Source organism: Antarcticimicrobium sp. (genome assembly GCF_029212575.1).
Classification (GTDB): Bacteria; Pseudomonadota; Alphaproteobacteria; order Rhodobacterales; family Rhodobacteraceae; genus Antarcticimicrobium.
The window spans coordinates 73266-89617 of record NZ_JARGPK010000048.1; the positions used below are offsets into that span (position 1 = coordinate 73266).

The window sequence follows — 16352 nt, forward strand, 5'->3', positions numbered from 1 at the left end:
GGTCAGTCCGCGTCGCGCCCCTCGGTATCGGACATGTCAAAGCCGAGGTGCTTGGCGACGGTAAAGATGTCCTTGTCGCCGCGCCCGCACATGTTCATCACCATGATATGCTCGCGCGGCAGGTCCCCGGCGATCTTCATCACATGGGCCAGCGCGTGGCTAGGTTCCAGCGCCGGGATGATTCCCTCCAGCGCACAGGACAGCTGGAACGCCTCCAGCGCCTCGCGGTCGGTGATCGAGACATATTGCGCCCGGCCCACCTCGTGCAGCCAGGAATGCTCCGGCCCGATGCCCGGGTAATCGAGCCCGGCCGAGATCGAATACCCCTCAAGGATCTGCCCGTCGTCGTCCTGCAGCAGATAGGTGCGGTTGCCATGCAGCACGCCGGGCCGCCCGCCGGTCAGGCTGGCGCAATGCTGCATCTTCTCGTCCACGCCCTTGCCGCCGGCCTCGACGCCGATGATGTTCACCGACTTGTCGTCGAGGAACGGATAGAACAACCCCATCGCGTTCGACCCGCCGCCGATCGCCGCGATCACCGTATCGGGCAGGCGGCCTTCGCCCTCCTGCTCGGCCAGTTGCCAGCGCACCTCCTTGCCGATGATCGACTGGAAATCGCGCACCATCGCCGGATAGGGGTGCGGGCCCGCGACCGTGCCGATGCAATAGAAGGTGTCGCGCACATTGGTCACCCAGTCGCGCAACGCATCGTTCATCGCGTCCTTGAGGGTGCCGCGGCCAGAGGTCACCGGGATCACCTCGGCCCCCAGCAGGCGCATGCGGAACACGTTCGGCGCCTGCCGCTCGACATCGTGCTTGCCCATGTAGACCACGCATTTCAGCCCGAACTTGGCGCAGACCGTTGCTGTTGCAACCCCATGCTGCCCGGCGCCGGTCTCGGCGATGATCCGGGTCTTGCCCATCCGGCGCGCCAGCAGGATCTGACCCAGCACGTTGTTGATCTTGTGCGCGCCGGTGTGGTTCAGCTCGTCGCGCTTGAGATAGATCTTGGCGCCGCCCAGATGGTCGGTCAGCCGTTCGGCGAAATAGAGCGGGCTGGGCCGGCCGACATAGTTCTTCCACAGGTCATCCATCTCGGCCCAGAAGGCCGTATCGGTCTTGGCCCGTTCGTATTCTTCCTCAAGGCTCAGGATCAGCGGCATCAGCGTTTCGCTCACGAACCGTCCGCCGAAGATGCCAAAGCGGCCTTTTTCATCCGGCCCGGACATGAAGCTGTTGAATAGATCGTTGGCCATTGTGCGCCCCCCGCTTGCTCTGCGCCGTGCATAAAAGGGGCGCGGGGCAAATTCCAGCGGATTCGGGGCCAGCCCCCGCCCTGCCCGGATTCGCTCAGGCCTGCGCGCTGCGGATGAAGGCCTCGATCAACCCGGCATCCTTGACCCCCGGCGCACGCTCCACGCCAGACGAGACATCGACCTGCCGCGCGCCGGTCAGGCGGATCGCCTCGCCCACGTTCTGCGGCGTCAGCCCGCCCGCCAGCATCCAGGGCCGCTGCCAGTACTTGCGCCCCGCCAGCAGCCGCCAGTCAAAGGCCAGCCCGTTGCCGCCCGGCAAGTCCGCCCCCCGGGGCGGCTTGGCGTCGATCAACAGCTGATCGGCCACCTGGGCGTAAAGGTCGATCTGCGCCAGATCCTCTTCACCCGCCACGCCCACCGCCTTCATCACCGGCAGGCCGTATCGGGCGCGGATCTCGTCCACCCGCTCGGGGCTTTCGCGCCCGTGCAACTGCAGCATGTCCAGCGGCACGGTCTCGATCAGCTGATCCAGCGCGGCCTCGTCGGCATCGACCGTCAGCGCCACCTTGCAGATGCCCTCGGGCACCTCCAGCGCCAGCGCGGCCGCCGCGTCCACCGCCAGGTTGCGCGGCGATTTGGCAAAGAACACGAAGCCGACATAGGCCGCCCCGGCCGCCACCGCCGCCCGCACATCGGCCGCCTCGCGCAGCCCGCAGATTTTCACCCGGATGTCAGATGTCATGCAAAGGGTTCTAGGGCGCATTCGGCCCGGTTGGAACCGGCTTTCGGATCAAATCCCGCCGCCGGTCTCAGCTCGCCTCGTCCAGCAGCGCCAGGACCTCGTCCTTGTCCTCGGATTTGGTCTGCTTCAGCCGTGTCACCTCGCGCTCCAGCTTGCGAACCTCGCGGTCCTTGCGGCCGACGTCGCGGCGATGCTTGTACTCGCGCATCCATTCCCAGAGGAACCCGATCACGAGGCCGGAGGCGATGCCGCCCAGAACCACCACGAACAGCGGCAGCGCGATGGAATAGTTCCACGCCAGCAGCGCGGCGATGTCGTCCGGCATCAGCTGCAGCGTCACCGCGCCGCGATTGGCCAGAGAGACAGAGATCAACACGATTCCCAGCGCCGCCAGGAACGCATATCGAATGTAACGCATCAGTCAGGTTTTCCGTTCAGACGATCCCGAAGAAGTTTCCCCGTCTTGAAGAAGGGAACGAACTTCTCCTCAACATGCACGGTTTCCCCGGTCCGGGGATTGCGACCGATCCGCGCGTCGCGCTTTTTCACCGAGAACGCGCCGAACCCGCGCAACTCCACCCGGTCGCCGCGCGCCATCGCCTCGGTCACCTCTTCGAATACGGTGTTCACGATGCGCTCGACGTCGCGTTGATACAGATGCGGGTTGTCGTCTGCGATCTTCTGGATCAGTTCAGACCGGATCATGGAAGGCCCTCCCGAGGCGCGGGTTGATCTTGCGGCAGGCATTCTGCGATGCATTTTGCACGACTATAAGCAGAATTTTCCATCACGGAAACGGGAAGTACAGGATTTAACACGGAAATTCGGGGGCGTATCAGGGACGACACGGGTCTCGCACCCGATTTGTGCCTTTGGCGCAGCATCCGCACGGTCGTGCGGGCCGCACATATGGCGACCCGATTCGCGGACCGGGGGCCCTAGCAAGGAAACGGGCCCTGGGCAGAACGCCCGGGGCCCGCCCCGTTTCAGTTCGGAGAAATGACCCCGATCAGTCGTTGTCACCCTTAAGCGCGGCGCCCAGTATGTCACCGAGCGAGGCACCCGAGTCAGAGCTGCCATACTGCTGCACGGCTTCCTTCTCTTCGGCGATCTCGCGCGCCTTGATCGACAGACCCAGACGGCGGGTCTTGCTGTCCACGTTGGTTACGCGCACATCGACCTTGTTGCCGACCGAGAACCGGTCAGGACGCTGCTCGCCACGGTCGCGGCTCAGGTCCGAACGGCGGATAAAGGACTTCATGCCCTCGTATTCCACCTCGATGCCGCCATCCTCGATCGCGGTCACGTTGACAGTGATGATCGAGCCACGCTTCACGCCGCCCACGGCCTCGGCGAACTTGTCGCCGCCCAGCGCCTTGATCGACAGCGAGATCCGCTCTTTCTCCACGTCCACTTCCGAGACGACGGCCTTGACGATGTCGCCCTTCTTGTAGTTCTGGATCGCGTCCTCGCCACGCTCGTCCCACGACAGATCCGACAGGTGAACCATGCCGTCGATGTCGCCGTCGAGACCGATGAACAGACCGAATTCGGTGATGTTCTTGACCTCGCCCTCGACCTCGGTGCCCTCGGGATGGGTCTCGGCAAAGACCTCCCACGGGTTGCGCATGGTCTGCTTCAGGCCCAGCGAAACGCGACGCTTGGCAGCGTCGATTTCCAGAACCATGATATCGACTTCCTGGCTGGTCGAAACGATCTTGCCGGGATGGACGTTCTTCTTGGTCCAGGACATTTCCGACACGTGGACCAGCCCCTCGACCCCCGGCTCCAGCTCCACGAAGGCGCCGTAATCGGTGATGTTGGTGACGCGGCCCTTGTGCACCGAACCCAGCGGGAACTTGGCGCCGACCAGATCCCACGGATCATCCTGCAGCTGCTTCATGCCCAGGCTGATGCGGTGGGTTTCCTTGTTGATCTTGATGACCTGAACCTTGACGGTTTCGCCGATCGACAGGATCTCGGAGGGGTGGTTCACACGACGCCAGGCCATGTCGGTGACGTGCAGCAGCCCGTCAACGCCGCCCAGGTCAACGAAGGCACCGTATTCGGTGATGTTCTTGACCACGCCGTCCACGGTCTGACCTTCGGTCAGGTTGGCGATGACCTCGGCACGCTGCTCGGCGCGGCTCTCTTCCAGGATGGCGCGGCGCGAGACAACGATGTTGCCGCGGCGGCGGTCCATTTTCAGGATCTGGAACGGCTGCTTGAGACCCATCAGCGGGCCGGCGTCGCGCACCGGGCGCACATCGACCTGAGAGCCGGGCAGGAAGGCCACGGCACCGCCGAGATCGACGGTAAAGCCGCCCTTGACCCGGCCAAAGATCGCGCCTTCGACACGCTGGTCGTCGGCATAGGCTTTTTCCAGCCGGTCCCAGGCTTCTTCGCGGCGGGCCATCTCGCGCGAGATGACGGCTTCGCCACGGGCGTTCTCGGCGGAGCGAAGATAAACCTCGACCTCGTCGCCGACGGCAATCTCGGGGGCCTCGCCGGGATTCGCGAATTCCTTCAGATCGACGCGGCCTTCCATCTTGTAGCCGACATCGATGATGGCCTGGCCCGCCTCGACGGCGATGACCTTGCCTTTGACGACAGTCCCCTCATCGGGGGTGTCCATTTCGAAGCTTTCGTTCAGGAGGGCTTCGAATTCCTCCATGGATGCGTTCTGAGCCATGTGGTCTCTGATTTCCTTTTACGTACGCTTTAACTGGCCGCGCGGTTGTCTCCGCCGGTCTTGGGATTTCGTTGGTCAGGACGATCCGCAAAACAAAGAGGGCCGGTGCATCCCGACCCTGCTCGCTCTCTTCGCTTGCGGGCATTTTCGCCCTTGTTGACCGGGGTTCTATAAGCGGTTGCGCGCCACGGCGCAAGGGGGAGTGCTTTCGCGCCACCGCACCGACGCGTCCTCCGCCGTCAGCGCGCGGCGATCCCGAAAACCGTTTGGCAACGCCCCCGCCCGGTGTAGGTTTTCCCCCGGGAGGACAACACATGACAATCATCAAGAGCCGGTTTCCCGATGTGGAGATCACCGCCCAATCCGTCACCGAACGGGTGTTCCGGGGCATTGACCCCGATCGCACCATCCTGATCGACGGCCCCTCGGGGCGCGAGATGACCGGCGCGCAGTTCATCGGCGCGGTGAAATCTCTGGCCGGCGGTCTGACCGAACGGGGGCTGGCGGGGCAGGTGCTGGCGCTGATGGCGCCGAACATCCCCGAATATTGCGTGGTGTTCCATGGCGCGGCCTGGGCGGGCGGCACCGTGACCACGATCAACCCGACCTATACCGCGCATGAGGTCAAGCACCAGCTGCTCGATTCCGATGCCCGGATCCTCGTCGTCGTAGCCCCCTTCCTCGACACCGCGCGCGAGGCGGTGCAAGGCACCAACGTGCAGGAGCTTATCGTCATCGGCGAGGCCGAGGGCGTCACGCCTCTGTCCGACCTGATGGGCCCGCCGCTGGAGGCTCAGGCATTGGTCGACACCGCCGAACATGTGGTCGCGCTGCCCTATTCCTCGGGCACCACCGGGCTGCCCAAGGGGGTGATGCTGACCCACCGCAACCTCGCCGTGAACATCGACCAGGCGTTGGTTCCCGCCGACGTGCGCGAAGGCGAATTGACGGTCGCCTTCCTGCCGTTCTTCCACATCTACGGGCTCGAGGTGCTGATGAACATCTACCTCGCCGCCGGCGGCGGGCTGGTGACCATGCCGCGTTTCGACCTCGAACAGTTCCTGACGCTCTGCGCAAAGCACCGCACGCCGCGGCTCTGGATCGTGCCGCCGGTAGCGCTGGCGCTGGCAAAGCACCCGCTGGTTGACAAGTTCGATCTGTCCTTCATCGAACAGGTCAACTCCGCCGCCGCCCCGCTGGGCGCCGACGTGGCCGAGGCGATGGGCGCGCGGCTCGGCACCAACGCCACCCAGGGCTATGGCATGACCGAGCTCAGCCCGGTCAGCCATGTCTCGCCCCAGGGCAAGGGCAAGCCCGGCGCCTCGGGTGTCGCCATCTCCAACACCGAAAGCCGCATCGTCGATCCGCAGACCGGGGCGGATCTGCCGCCGGGACAGGATGGCGAGCTCTGGGTGCGCGGTCCGCAGGTGATGAAGGGCTATCTCAACAACCCGAAGGCCACCTCAGAAACCATTACCGGCGACGGCTGGCTGCGAACCGGCGACATCGGCCATTTCGACGAGGACGGCTATCTCTACATCACCGACCGGCTCAAGGAGCTGATCAAGTACAAGGGGTTCCAGGTCGCCCCAGCCGAACTGGAGGCCGAGATCCTCACCCATCCCGAGATCGCCGACGTTGCGGTGATCGGCTTTCCCGACGACGAGGCCGGCGAGGTGCCGATGGCATTCGTGGTGCCCGTGCCGGGCAGCACCCCGACGCTGGACACCCTGCAGGGCTATCTCGACGGGCGGCTGTCGCATTACAAGCAGCTGCGCAAGATGGAGGTGGTCTCCGAGATCCCGAAATCCGCCTCGGGCAAGATCCTGCGCCGCCTGTTGCGCGATCTGGTCGGGGCGTAACCCCCCCGTTGGGCGGGCTTCAGCCCGCCGCGATGCCGCACCTAACGGCGGGCTGAAGCCCGCCCCACGGGCAGATTCTGCGGGACAAGGTCGGGGCGCATGGCCGCCAATAGGGCCGAACCGGCCCTGTCACCCCCGCGGAAACGGGGGCCACTCGCGGCCGGCACAAGGGCGATAGGATCGCCGCCTTCGCGGGGATGACAACGATGGCCCGGCCGCAAGGCCGGGTTTCGGTCAAAGGGCCGTAGGGCGGGTATTTTGCCCGCCAATGGCCGCGACACAGGCGTTTTCAGCCGGCGATATGGCCGTGGCGAGCGGGCAACACGCGATCAGCAATACCGCTCCGGCCCGACCCACTGGCCCTCGTTATAACGGTCGCCATGGGCCCAGCCCAGCGGCAGCACCTGTTCGATCCGGTCCATGTCCGCCGCCGTCAGTTCCAGATCGCAGCCCGCCACCAACTCGCGGAAATGCTCCACCGACCTTGTGCCGGGGATCGGGATCACCTGATCGCCCCGATGCAGCAGCCAGGCGATGGCCAGCGCCGCCGCCGGCACCCCCATCTCGGCGGCCAGAGCGCGAAATCCGTCGGTGATCGTCAGGTTGGCGCTCAGATTCGGCTCCATGAAACGCGGGTTGGCCTTGAGGAACCCCAACTCGGGGATCACCTCCTTCGGCAGGGGATGATCGGTCAACAAGGACCGCCCGACGGGCGAGAACGCCACCAGCGCGGTGCCCAGCTCGGCACAGGCCTGCACCAGCCCCAGCTCCGGGCTGCGGGTCGAGAGCGAATATTCCGACTGTACCGCCGCGATCGGATGCACTGCCGCCGCCCGCCGCAGGCTGCTGGGCGCGATCTCGGAAAACCCGATGGCGCGCGCCTTGCCCTTTTCGACCAGCGTGGCGAGGTTACCCGTCGCCTCCTCGACCGGCATCCCGGCATCCCGGCGATGGATGTAGAACAGATCGACGCAATCGATCCCCATCCGCGCCAGCGACTTGTCCAGCTCCGCCTCGAGATGTTCCGCCGTGTTGTCGAAATAACGGTTGCCCTCGGAGTCCCGCGCGATCCCCGCCTTGGTGGCGATGTGGAAGCGGTCCCGCGTTCCGGGCCGGGCCTTGAGAAAGCTGCCGATCGCCTCTTCCGACTTGCCCATGCCATAGACGTTGGAGGTGTCGATATGGCTCACCCCCAGCTCCAGCGCCGCCTCCAGGATGGCATGGCTGCGCGCCTCGTCGGTGGGCCCGTAGAAGTTGGAGAACGACATCGCCCCGATGCCGATGGCCGAGGTTTCCGCGCCGTTCCTGCCCATGGTCCGCTGTTTCATGATCCCTGCTCCTCAAATTGCCTTGTATCTTTCTTCCACCGCCCGCACGGCCTCGGAGACCGCCTCACCGATGCTCAGGTGCGAGGTGTCGAGGCGCTGCGCATCCCCGGCCGCGCGCAGCGGCGCTGTGGCCCGTTCGCTGTCGCGTTCGTCGCGGGCGATCACATCGGCCAGCACCTCCTTCTCGGTGGCGTCGCTGCCCTTGGCCCTCAGCTCAAGGTAACGCCGATGCGCCCGCACCTCGGCGCTGGCGGTGACGAAAAGCTTCACCTCCGCCTGTGGACAGATCACCGTGCCGATGTCGCGCCCGTCCAGCACCGCGCCCCCGGCCCGGCGGGCAAAGGCGCGCTGGAAATCCACCAACGCCGCGCGCACCGCCGGCAGAACCGCCACCTTGCTGGCCGCCTGCGCCGCCTCGGCGCCGCGCAGCCAGTCCCCGTCCTCCAGATCCGCGCGCGTGAGCGCCCGCGCCGCCGCGACCGGATCGACCCCCTCCAGCATCTTCACCCCGACCGCGCGATAGAGCAGTCCGGTATCCAGATGGGCAAAGCCGAAACGCTCGGCCACCGCCCGCGAAATCGTGCCCTTGCCCGAGGCCGCCGGCCCGTCGATGGCCACGGTAAAAGGTTCGCTCACGTCTTCCTCCATTTCTTCCATGCGGCCAGCGCCAGCCCGGCACAAACCGCCAGAATCACCACCGTGCTCAGCCCCGCCTTGACCTGCGTCGCCCGGCTGGCCGCCGTGATCATCGCGTCGGTGATGGCCCCGTCATGGCGCAGCATGGCGCCGACGCGCGCGTTTTCAAGGTAATCCGCCGCCATGCCGCCCAGCGCCATCAGCGCCAATCCCCAGCGCAGCGATACCGGGCCGATCAGTGCGCACACGGCACCGATCAGCACCACCGCAAGAAGCGCCGGATAGACCAGGTCCAGCGCATGCTGCGGCCCGAGATAAAGCGCGCGGCCCTCCGCGCCCAGCGCCGCCAGAAAGGCCCGCGCCTCGGCCACCGAATAGCCCATCGGGCGCATGTCGAACGGCACCAGCCCGCCGGCATCGCGGGAAATCGCCGGCAGGGTCCAGCCCACCATCGCGCCATAGACCGCCAGCGTGGCGGCGAAGACCACCCAATATGTGATCCGCGCCCGGCTCACGTCCGCTCGACCCTTGCCCCCAGCGCCGCCATCAGCGGCTCGAACACCGGGAACGACGTGGCGATCGGCCCGCCGTCATCCACCGAAACCGGTTCTTGTGTTGCCAGCCCCAGCACGAGGAACGACATGGCGATGCGATGGTCCAGATGGCTGGCACAGGTCGCCCCGCCCGGCACATTGCCCGCACCCAGCCCGGTGACTTCCCACCAGTCCTCGCCCTCCTCGACGCTGACGCCGCAGGCGCGCAGCCCCACCGCCATGGCGTCAATCCGGTCCGATTCCTTGACCCGCAGCTCGCGCACCCCGGTCATCAGCGTCTTGCCGCTGGCAAAGGCCGCCACCACCGAGAGCACCGGGTATTCGTCGATCATGCTCGCCGCGCGCTCAGGCGGGACATGGATGCCCGTCATCTCGGGCGAATAGCGCGCGCGCAGGTCCGCCACCGGCTCGCCGCCCTCTTCGCGCTCGTTCTCATAGGTCAGATCCGCGCCCATCTCGCGCAGGGTGGTGAACAGGCCCGCCCGCGTCGGGTTCAGCCCGATACCCGGCACCAGCACGTCCGAGCCCGGCACGATCAGCGCGGCACAGACCGGAAAGGCGGCGCTGGAGGGGTCGCGCGGCACCGCGATCACCTGCGGTTTCAACTCGGGCTGGCCGGTCAGGGTGATCACCCGGCCCTCGTCACTCTGTTCGGTCATGACCTCGGCGCCGAACCCGGCCAGCATCCGCTCGGTATGGTCGCGGGTGGCCTCCTTTTCGATCACCACCGTCTGGCCCGGCGCGTTCAGCCCGGCCAGCAGCACCGCCGATTTCACCTGCGCCGAGGGCACCGGCACGGTGTAGCGCACCGGCAGCGGGTCATAGGCGCCCTCGATCGTCATCGGCAGCCGCCCGCCCGCGCGCCCCACCGCCCGCGTTCCGAACAGCGCCAGCGGATCGGTCACCCGCGCCATCGGCCGCTTGGTCAGGCTGGCATCACCGGTAAAGGTCGCGGTGATCGGGCAGGTCGCCATCGCCCCCATGATCAGCCGCACGCCGGTGCCCGAGTTGCCGCAGTCGATCACCTGATCCGGCTCGGCAAACCCGCCGACACCGACCCCGTGCACATGCCAGGTGCCGTCGTCGTCGCGCGTCACCTCGGCGCCAAAGGCGCGCATCGCCCTGGCGGTGTCCAGAACGTCCTCGCCCTCCAGCAACCCGGTGATCCGGGTCTCGCCCACCGCCATCGCGCCCAGGATCAGCGCCCGGTGCGAGATCGACTTGTCGCCCGGCACCTCGGCCACGCCGGACAGGGGGCCGGAGGCCGCGGTCTTCATCGGGATCGGGGTGCCGTGGGCTGACATCTGCGCGGGTTCCTTGCTTGGTCTGCGGGTTGGGTAGCGCATGACGGCGCAGCCGTCCATGACGTGTTTGGCCCCGAAACCCCGTCCCGGACCACCACGCGGCCAAACCGTACATTCCGGCCCCGAAACTCCCCGATCCGCCGGGTCAGTTCCGGCGAAAGGTCAGGTAATGCGGCACCCGCCCCTCGCGCAGCGCCTTCTGCTCGTAGCGGGTCGAGATCCAGTCACCCCAGGGCGCACGCCAATCCGAAGGGCGCTCTGCCAGCCACTCGAACCCGGCGCGCGGCACCTCCTCCAGCGTCTGGCGGACGTAGTCGGGGATATCGGTCGCCACGCGAAAGATCGCGCCGGGCTTCAACACCCGCGCCAGCGGCACCAGATGCTCCTGCGTGACGAAGCGGCGGCGGTGATGCCGTGCCTTGGGCCAGGGATCGGGATAGAGCAGGAAGGCGCGCGAAATGGAGTTGTCCGGCAGCACGTCCATCAGATCGCGCGCATCACCGGGATGCACGGCGAGGTTTTCCACCCCCGCGCGCCGGATCTTGCCCAGCAACATGGCAACCCCGTTGATATAGGGTTCGGCCCCGATGATCCCCACGTCGGGGTTCAAAGCGGCCTGATGCACCATGTGCTCACCGCCGCCAAAGCCGACCTCCAGCCAGACCGGACGGCCGCCGAACAAACCTTCGAGGTCCAGAGGGATGCGCCCGGGGTTCTCGTCCCAGCCCACCGGCCCGGGCGAGAGCCGCGCGAGATCCTCGTCCAGATAGGTCTTCTGGCTTTTCTTCAGGGTCTTGCCCTTGAGGCGGCCATAGAAATTGCGCCGGGGGCGGTCAGGGTGCTGCGTCATGGCGCGCGGTGTAGCGATTGGGCGCGCGCGGGGCAAGCGGGCGCAATCGGGCCGATCAACGGCAAGCCAGACGTCTGCCCTCCAAGGCACCGCAAAGGGAAGGTTCCGCTGGTTCAAACGCCTGTCTGCTCGCAAAACATTCGAATCCCTGCCCCAATTTGTTCTGGCTCAAGGACCGTGCCAACATTTTCGTTTATCCTTTTCTCAAGAGCGCAAATCATCGAGGATTCTGCATGAAGGACTATTTTTATACCGTCGAGATCACCGCCAATGATTTCCATGGTATTCGTCAGCTTGGTTGGAACGGGGAGAGCGTAACACTCACTATCCGAGATGATGACGGCAACGGCATCGGTAGTGTGGACAGCGAGACGTGCGGCCTTCCGGTAATCCATTCCGTGAATGGCAGAACGGATCACTGGTGGGTCGATAACCCCGTTGCGTTTACGAGAACCTACGACCTCCTCGATGCGGATGCGGATTGGTGGGAATTCTATGATGGTGTGGCCGATTACTACGGGCTGGCGATCTGGTCGTCCGACTATACCAGCGCTGTAACCTACGAGTTTCCGGTGCTGAGCGACCGCCCCGAGGATTATACCTATACCATCCAACGGGACCAACAAAGCACATACAAGGGCGTCGAGTGGATCTCCGTTGAGATGCTTTCGCCGGATTACGCCCTGCCCCGACCGGGAACCAAGCTCAAGGCCTTTGACAAGATATTCGCAAAACAGGGCAAGACCGATTTCATGGCGACCCTCGCTCTTGCGGCTTACAGTCTGGAGACTGAAGTAGAGGGGAGCGGGATCAATGATTTCAGCGCAGCAGGCCGAAAAGCCTATGACAGCATTGGCGCACAGATCCGGCTTCTGAATGGCGAGGATCTGTGCATGGATGCCGGAACTTTCGGAGGCGCCACGCCGCCCACGGGTCCCGACTATCCTTTTGATCGCAATGGCCTGAAGGACGGTATCTTCACCAGTGGCAACGCCGCCGCTTTGGTCGGCCGCTCCAAGGATGCTCTGTTCCTGGCGTTTCGCGGAACCAACGATGCGAGTGACGTCGACGCGGAGTGGTGGGAGGTCCTGTCAGGTGCGACCCCGGATATCGCCGACTGGGACAACAAGAGCGACCACTATGACCAGTACGAACACCTGCTGGAAAGGCTGATCGCCTACACGAAAAATTCGGAGAATGGCATCAAGAAGGTCTTTGTCACCGGTCACAGTCTGGGTGCGGCGATGGCCGAGAAACTCACAGATGCCTGGGGGAGCAAGAAGGTGGAAACGATGACCTTCGCCAGCCCCGGCTACGGGATCGACATTGACGGCGACGAGGATCGGCAAAGCAACATCTGGATTGATGGCGACCCGATCCTTGCCGCCACGTTCCTGGCCGACAACGAAGGGGACGAAAACATCATTTACCACAACATGTCGGAGGCGAGCGGGCTTTCGGACGCGGCCAACCTGCATTCCATGACGCTCTATCTGGAGATTATACGTTTCTTCGAGAACGAAGGCTGGGCGGACGATGTCTTCACCGGAAAGGTGCACGGGATCGACTATGACTCGTTCTTTGTGCACGCAAACTTGCCGGTGACCCATGATCATTCTGATTACTGGACCATCGGGACGGCAGCAGACACAATCGTTGGCTCGGCAGACAATGATTTCATTCTTGGCGGTGACGGCAACGACATCATCGCCGGCCAGAAGGGCAAAGACCATGTCGAAGGCGGGCGCGGTGACGACACTCTCGCCGGCCAGAAGGGCAAAGACATGTTGCTGGGCGAGGCCGGCGATGATCGTCTGATCGGCCATCGTGGCGATGACACGCTTTCGGGAGGAAGAGGCAAGGACAAGCTCTTTGGCGGATCGGGGCAGGACACTCTCTCTGGCGGTGTGAAGGGTGACCTTTTCATTTTCCGGGCCACGTCAGACAGCCCCAGCTATGGCAAGGCCGATACGATCACCGACTTCGCGGCCTCCCAGGGCGACAAGATCGACCTGAGTTCGATTGACGCGAACATCGGCAAGCGCGGCATCAATACCTTCGAGTTCATTGGTCGCGATGGCTATTCCGATACCCCTGGAGAACTACGTTATGTCAAACGGCGGGACGACAAGAAAACGGTCATCCTTGGCGATACCGATGGCGATGGCCGATCAGACCTGGTCATCACACTGGACGGGGTGCAGACGCTCCACGCATCGGATTTCATTCTCTAGGCCAGAGGGCAGACCGCAGGTCATGATGCGAAAAGGGGCGCCCGAAAGGACGCCCCTGGCATGTTGTCCGCCTGGGCAAGCGATGCCCGCAATTTCGTCGCTCAGACCGCCTTTTTCAGCGCCTCGGCCAGATCGGTCTTTTCCCAGCTGAAGCCGCCGTCGGCGTCCGGCTCGCGGCCGAAATGGCCATAGGCCGCGGTGCGCTGGTAGATCGGCTTGTTCAGCTGCAGATGCTGGCGGATGCCGCGCGGGGTCAGGTCCATCGCCTGGCCGACCGCCTTCTCGATCACCTCGTCGGGCAGTTCACCGGTGCCGTGGGTGTCGATGTAGATCGACAGCGGCTTGCTGACCCCGATGGCGTAGGAGAGTTGCAGCGTGCATTTCTTCGCGAGCCCCGCCGCCACCACGTTCTTGGCCAGGTAGCGCGCGGCATAGGCCGCCGAACGGTCGACCTTGGTCGGGTCCTTGCCGGAAAATGCGCCGCCGCCATGCGGGGCCGCGCCGCCGTAGGTGTCGACGATGATCTTGCGCCCGGTCAGCCCGGCGTCGCCATCGGGCCCGCCGATCACGAAGGTGCCGGTCGGGTTGACCCACCATTCGGTTTCCGGCGTGATCCAGCCCTCGGGCAGCACCTCGCGGATATAAGGCTCGACAATGGCGCGGATGTCGTCGCTGGTCTGATCCTCGCTCGCGTGCTGGGTGGAGAGCACGATCGAGCTGATGCCGACCGGCTTGCCATCCTCGTAGACCACCGAGAGCTGGCTCTTGGCATCGGGGCGCAGGCTGGGTTCTGCACCGGATTTGCGCACCTCGGCCAGGCGGCGCAGGATGGCGTGGGAATACTGGATCGGCGCCGGCATCAGCGCCTCGGTCTCGTCGGTGGCATAGCCGAACATGATGCCCTGGTCGCCGGCGCCCTCGTCCTTGTTGTCGGCGGCGTTGACGCCCTGGGCGATATGGGCCGACTGCTCGTGCAGGAAGTTCAGCACGTGGCAGGTGTTCCAGTGGAAATGTTCCTGCTCGTAGCCGATGTCCTTGATGCAATCGCGGGCGATCTGGCCGATCCGGCCCATGTAGTTCTTGAGCTGCTCCTGGTCGGACAGGCCGACCTCGCCGCCGATGACAACCATGCCCGTCGTCGCGAAGGTCTCGCAGGCGACGCGCGCCTCGGGCTCCTCGGCGAGGAAGGCATCGAGAACGGCGTCGGAAATCCGGTCGCAGACCTTGTCGGGGTGGCCCTCCGAGACGGACTCGGAGGTAAACGTGTAGTTCTTGCGGGACATGAAAGTGCTCCATTGGTTTTTTGCCTGTCACGCCAGGAAGCCGTTGTGACAGCGGTCAAACCCGGGTCCGCGCGAGCCGCGGGCCGGTCAATCGCTATGTAGGCGATCTGCGGGGGCTTTGCATCAGCATAATCGCCAAGGCGGCACAAAGTAGCACCAGGAACACAGGTCCGTCCCCCATTCGCGCGTAAAACGTGGGCGGCAGCGGCGCCGGCAGCACCGCATCGACAAAGCCCGCCTGCCCCAACGGGAGCGAGCGGATCACCTCCCCGCGCGGGCCGATCATCGCCGAGATGCCGGTATTGGCCGCGCGCGCCAGCGGCAGCCCCTGCTCGATCGCGCGCATCCGCGCCTGCGCGAGGTGCTGATAGGGGCCGGAATGGGTGCCGAACCAGGCGTCGTTGGTCACCTGCAGCAACAGGTTTGGGCGCGCGGGTGCCGCGTTCACGTCCTGCGGGAACACCGCCTCGTAACAGATCAGCGGCAGCGCCGCGCCCAATGCGCCCAGATCCAGCAGGCGCGGGCCCGGCCCGGCGCTATAGCCCTGCCCCTCCTGCGCGGCAAAGCCGTACACCCCGAGCCGCGCTGCCAGATCGCCCAGCGGCAGGTATTCGCCAAAGGGCACAAGGTGGTGCTTGTCGTAAAGCCCGGCGACCTCACCCGCGCCATCGAGGCGCACCAGCGAATTGTAGACCCTCCAGCCGTCGAAACGCTGGATGCCCAGAACCACCTGGGCGCCCCTTGCCGCCTGCGCGATGCGCTCCAGCGTCGCGGCGGCGTCGTTCAGCGCGACCGGCACCGCGCTTTCCGGCCAGACGATCAGGTCGGGGCGCGGGTCTGCCGCGGTAAAGTCGATCTGCCGCTTGAAGAAAACCGGGATAAAGGCCGGATCCCATTTCTGGTGCTGCGGCGCGTTGGGCTGGACCAGCCGGACAATCGCGCCGGTGCCTGCCGGTGCCTCGCGGTCCGAAGCGGCGGCGAAGGCGGCGGCGGCGAGAACTGCGGCAGGCAGGCAGGACAGCGCGAGGGCGCCCGCCCCCCGGCCCCGGGCCAGCGCCCAGCCCGGCGGTAGCGCGGCGACCAGCGTTGCCAGCCCCAGGCCCTGCGGTCCGATCCAGGCCAGAAGCAGGGCGACCGGGGTATCGACCCAGACCTGCGCCGGTGCGGCCCACGGAAACCCGGTGAGCAGGTAGGCGCGCCCGACCTCGGCCAGCGACAGGGTCACCGCCAGCGCGGCGGTGCGGCTGGCCGGACCACGGGCGAAACGGTGCGCGGCCCAGGCCGCCGCCGCCCAGAACAGCGCCAGCCCGCCGGCCATGAACACGAGGGCAAAGGGCGCCATCCAGCCATGGCGCTCGGGCTCGACGAGGAACGGCTCGATGATCCACAACAGCCCGTGGGCAAACCAGCCGGCGCCAAAGGCCCAGCCGGTGAGTGCCGCCGCACGCGGGGTGGCGCAGGCGATGAGCAGCGAGGGCAGTAGCACCAGCGCCAGCAGTGTCGCCGGCCAGGCGCCGACCGGCGCCAGCCCCATGGCACCGATCGCGCCGATCAGCGCGGCGATGGCCATGCGCCAGCGCAGCCGCCACCGCCCCACCCGCGTCATGCGGT

Annotated in this window: 14 protein-coding genes and 1 riboswitch; of the genes, 2 read left to right on the top strand and 12 right to left on the bottom strand. The window is 65.6% G+C overall.

The genetic code is table 11. The features are described 5' to 3' along the window. Positions 1-2: 2 nt before the first annotated feature. The 5 genes from trpB to rpsA form a co-directional block, all read right to left on the bottom strand. A complete protein-coding gene (trpB, locus tag P1U75_RS09820; RefSeq protein WP_300242618.1) occupies positions 3-1256 on the bottom strand; it encodes a tryptophan synthase subunit beta in 1254 nt (417 codons plus the stop codon). Between the two features lie 94 nt (positions 1257-1350). Continuing rightward, positions 1351-1998 carry a phosphoribosylanthranilate isomerase gene (locus tag P1U75_RS09825; RefSeq protein WP_300242620.1) on the bottom strand — a complete coding sequence of 216 codons (648 nt, stop codon included), beginning with the start codon at positions 1996-1998 and terminating at the stop codon, positions 1351-1353. A 67-nt stretch (positions 1999-2065) separates the two neighbouring features. Continuing rightward, a complete protein-coding gene (locus P1U75_RS09830; protein WP_300242622.1) occupies positions 2066-2416 on the bottom strand; it encodes a LapA family protein in 351 nt (116 codons plus the stop codon). Then, complete coding sequence (gene ihfB / locus P1U75_RS09835; protein ID WP_300242624.1) at positions 2416-2703, bottom strand: integration host factor subunit beta; 288 nt, start codon at positions 2701-2703, stop codon at positions 2416-2418. Before ihfB ends, P1U75_RS09830 begins: the two co-directional genes overlap by 1 nt. A 304-nt stretch (positions 2704-3007) precedes the next feature. After that, entirely contained in the window at positions 3008-4690 is a 1683-nt protein-coding gene (gene rpsA, locus P1U75_RS09840; RefSeq protein WP_300242626.1) for a 30S ribosomal protein S1, read from the bottom strand. Positions 4691-5004: 314 nt separating this feature from the next. Here rpsA and P1U75_RS09845 point away from each other — a divergent pair, with 314 nt between their 5' ends. Next, a complete protein-coding gene (locus P1U75_RS09845) occupies positions 5005-6552 on the top strand; it encodes an AMP-binding protein (RefSeq protein ID WP_300242628.1) in 1548 nt (515 codons plus the stop codon). Between the two features lie 329 nt (positions 6553-6881). On the opposite strand, the gene P1U75_RS09850 is transcribed toward P1U75_RS09845, so the two are convergent. From P1U75_RS09850 to P1U75_RS09870, 5 genes are all read right to left on the bottom strand, one after another. Next, complete coding sequence (locus tag P1U75_RS09850) at positions 6882-7880, bottom strand: aldo/keto reductase (protein WP_300242629.1); 999 nt, start codon at positions 7878-7880, stop codon at positions 6882-6884. A gap of 12 nt (positions 7881-7892) precedes the next feature. Beyond that, positions 7893-8516 carry a d(CMP) kinase gene (locus P1U75_RS09855; protein WP_300242631.1) on the bottom strand — a complete coding sequence of 208 codons (624 nt, stop codon included), beginning with the start codon at positions 8514-8516 and terminating at the stop codon, positions 7893-7895. Beyond that, positions 8513-9031 carry a hypothetical protein gene (locus tag P1U75_RS09860; protein ID WP_300242633.1) on the bottom strand — a complete coding sequence of 173 codons (519 nt, stop codon included), beginning with the start codon at positions 9029-9031 and terminating at the stop codon, positions 8513-8515. Before P1U75_RS09860 ends, P1U75_RS09855 begins: the two co-directional genes overlap by 4 nt. Further along, the gene (aroA, locus tag P1U75_RS09865) at positions 9028-10374 is read right to left on the bottom strand and encodes a 3-phosphoshikimate 1-carboxyvinyltransferase (protein WP_300242635.1); all 1347 of its coding nucleotides are present in this window, start codon (positions 10372-10374) and stop codon (positions 9028-9030) included. Before aroA ends, P1U75_RS09860 begins: the two co-directional genes overlap by 4 nt. Before the next feature lie 145 nt (positions 10375-10519). Next, positions 10520-11224: a tRNA (guanine(46)-N(7))-methyltransferase TrmB gene (locus P1U75_RS09870; RefSeq protein WP_300242637.1), complete on the bottom strand. Its 705-nt coding sequence runs from the start codon at positions 11222-11224 to the stop codon at positions 10520-10522. Positions 11225-11457: 233 nt separating this feature from the next. On the opposite strand from P1U75_RS09870, the gene P1U75_RS09875 reads away from it, so the two are divergent. Further along, positions 11458-13458: a type I secretion C-terminal target domain-containing protein gene (locus tag P1U75_RS09875; protein WP_300242639.1), complete on the top strand. Its 2001-nt coding sequence runs from the start codon at positions 11458-11460 to the stop codon at positions 13456-13458. 101 nt (positions 13459-13559) lie between these two features. Here the strand turns inward: P1U75_RS09875 and metK are convergent, their stop codons facing one another. Together metK and lnt are read right to left on the bottom strand one after the other, a co-directional pair. Further along, positions 13560-14741: a methionine adenosyltransferase gene (metK, locus tag P1U75_RS09880; RefSeq protein ID WP_300242641.1), complete on the bottom strand. Its 1182-nt coding sequence runs from the start codon at positions 14739-14741 to the stop codon at positions 13560-13562. Between the two features lie 5 nt (positions 14742-14746). After that, a riboswitch (SAM-SAH riboswitch) is annotated at positions 14747-14796 on the bottom strand. Between the two features lie 39 nt (positions 14797-14835). Then, a complete protein-coding gene (gene lnt / locus P1U75_RS09885; protein WP_300242643.1) occupies positions 14836-16347 on the bottom strand; it encodes an apolipoprotein N-acyltransferase in 1512 nt (503 codons plus the stop codon). Positions 16348-16352: the final 5 nt, after the last annotated feature.

Excerpts from the sequence above, each read along its gene's own strand:
- trpB (WP_300242618.1), bottom strand. The coding sequence starts at position 1,256 with ATGGCCAACGATCTATTCAACAGCTTCATGTCCGGGCCGGATGAAAAA.
- P1U75_RS09825 (WP_300242620.1), bottom strand. The coding sequence starts at position 1,998 with ATGACATCTGACATCCGGGTGAAAATCTGCGGGCTGCGCGAGGCGGCC.
- P1U75_RS09830 (WP_300242622.1), bottom strand. The coding sequence starts at position 2,416 with ATGCGTTACATTCGATATGCGTTCCTGGCGGCGCTGGGAATCGTGTTG.
- ihfB (WP_300242624.1), bottom strand. The coding sequence starts at position 2,703 with ATGATCCGGTCTGAACTGATCCAGAAGATCGCAGACGACAACCCGCAT.
- rpsA (WP_300242626.1), bottom strand. The coding sequence starts at position 4,690 with ATGGCTCAGAACGCATCCATGGAGGAATTCGAAGCCCTCCTGAACGAA.
- P1U75_RS09845 (WP_300242628.1), top strand. The coding sequence starts at position 5,005 with ATGACAATCATCAAGAGCCGGTTTCCCGATGTGGAGATCACCGCCCAA.
- P1U75_RS09850 (WP_300242629.1), bottom strand. The coding sequence starts at position 7,880 with ATGAAACAGCGGACCATGGGCAGGAACGGCGCGGAAACCTCGGCCATC.
- aroA (WP_300242635.1), bottom strand. The coding sequence starts at position 10,374 with ATGTCAGCCCACGGCACCCCGATCCCGATGAAGACCGCGGCCTCCGGC.
- P1U75_RS09870 (WP_300242637.1), bottom strand. The coding sequence starts at position 11,224 with ATGACGCAGCACCCTGACCGCCCCCGGCGCAATTTCTATGGCCGCCTC.
- P1U75_RS09875 (WP_300242639.1), top strand. The coding sequence starts at position 11,458 with ATGAAGGACTATTTTTATACCGTCGAGATCACCGCCAATGATTTCCAT.
- metK (WP_300242641.1), bottom strand. The coding sequence starts at position 14,741 with ATGTCCCGCAAGAACTACACGTTTACCTCCGAGTCCGTCTCGGAGGGC.
- lnt (WP_300242643.1), bottom strand. The coding sequence starts at position 16,347 with ATGACGCGGGTGGGGCGGTGGCGGCTGCGCTGGCGCATGGCCATCGCC.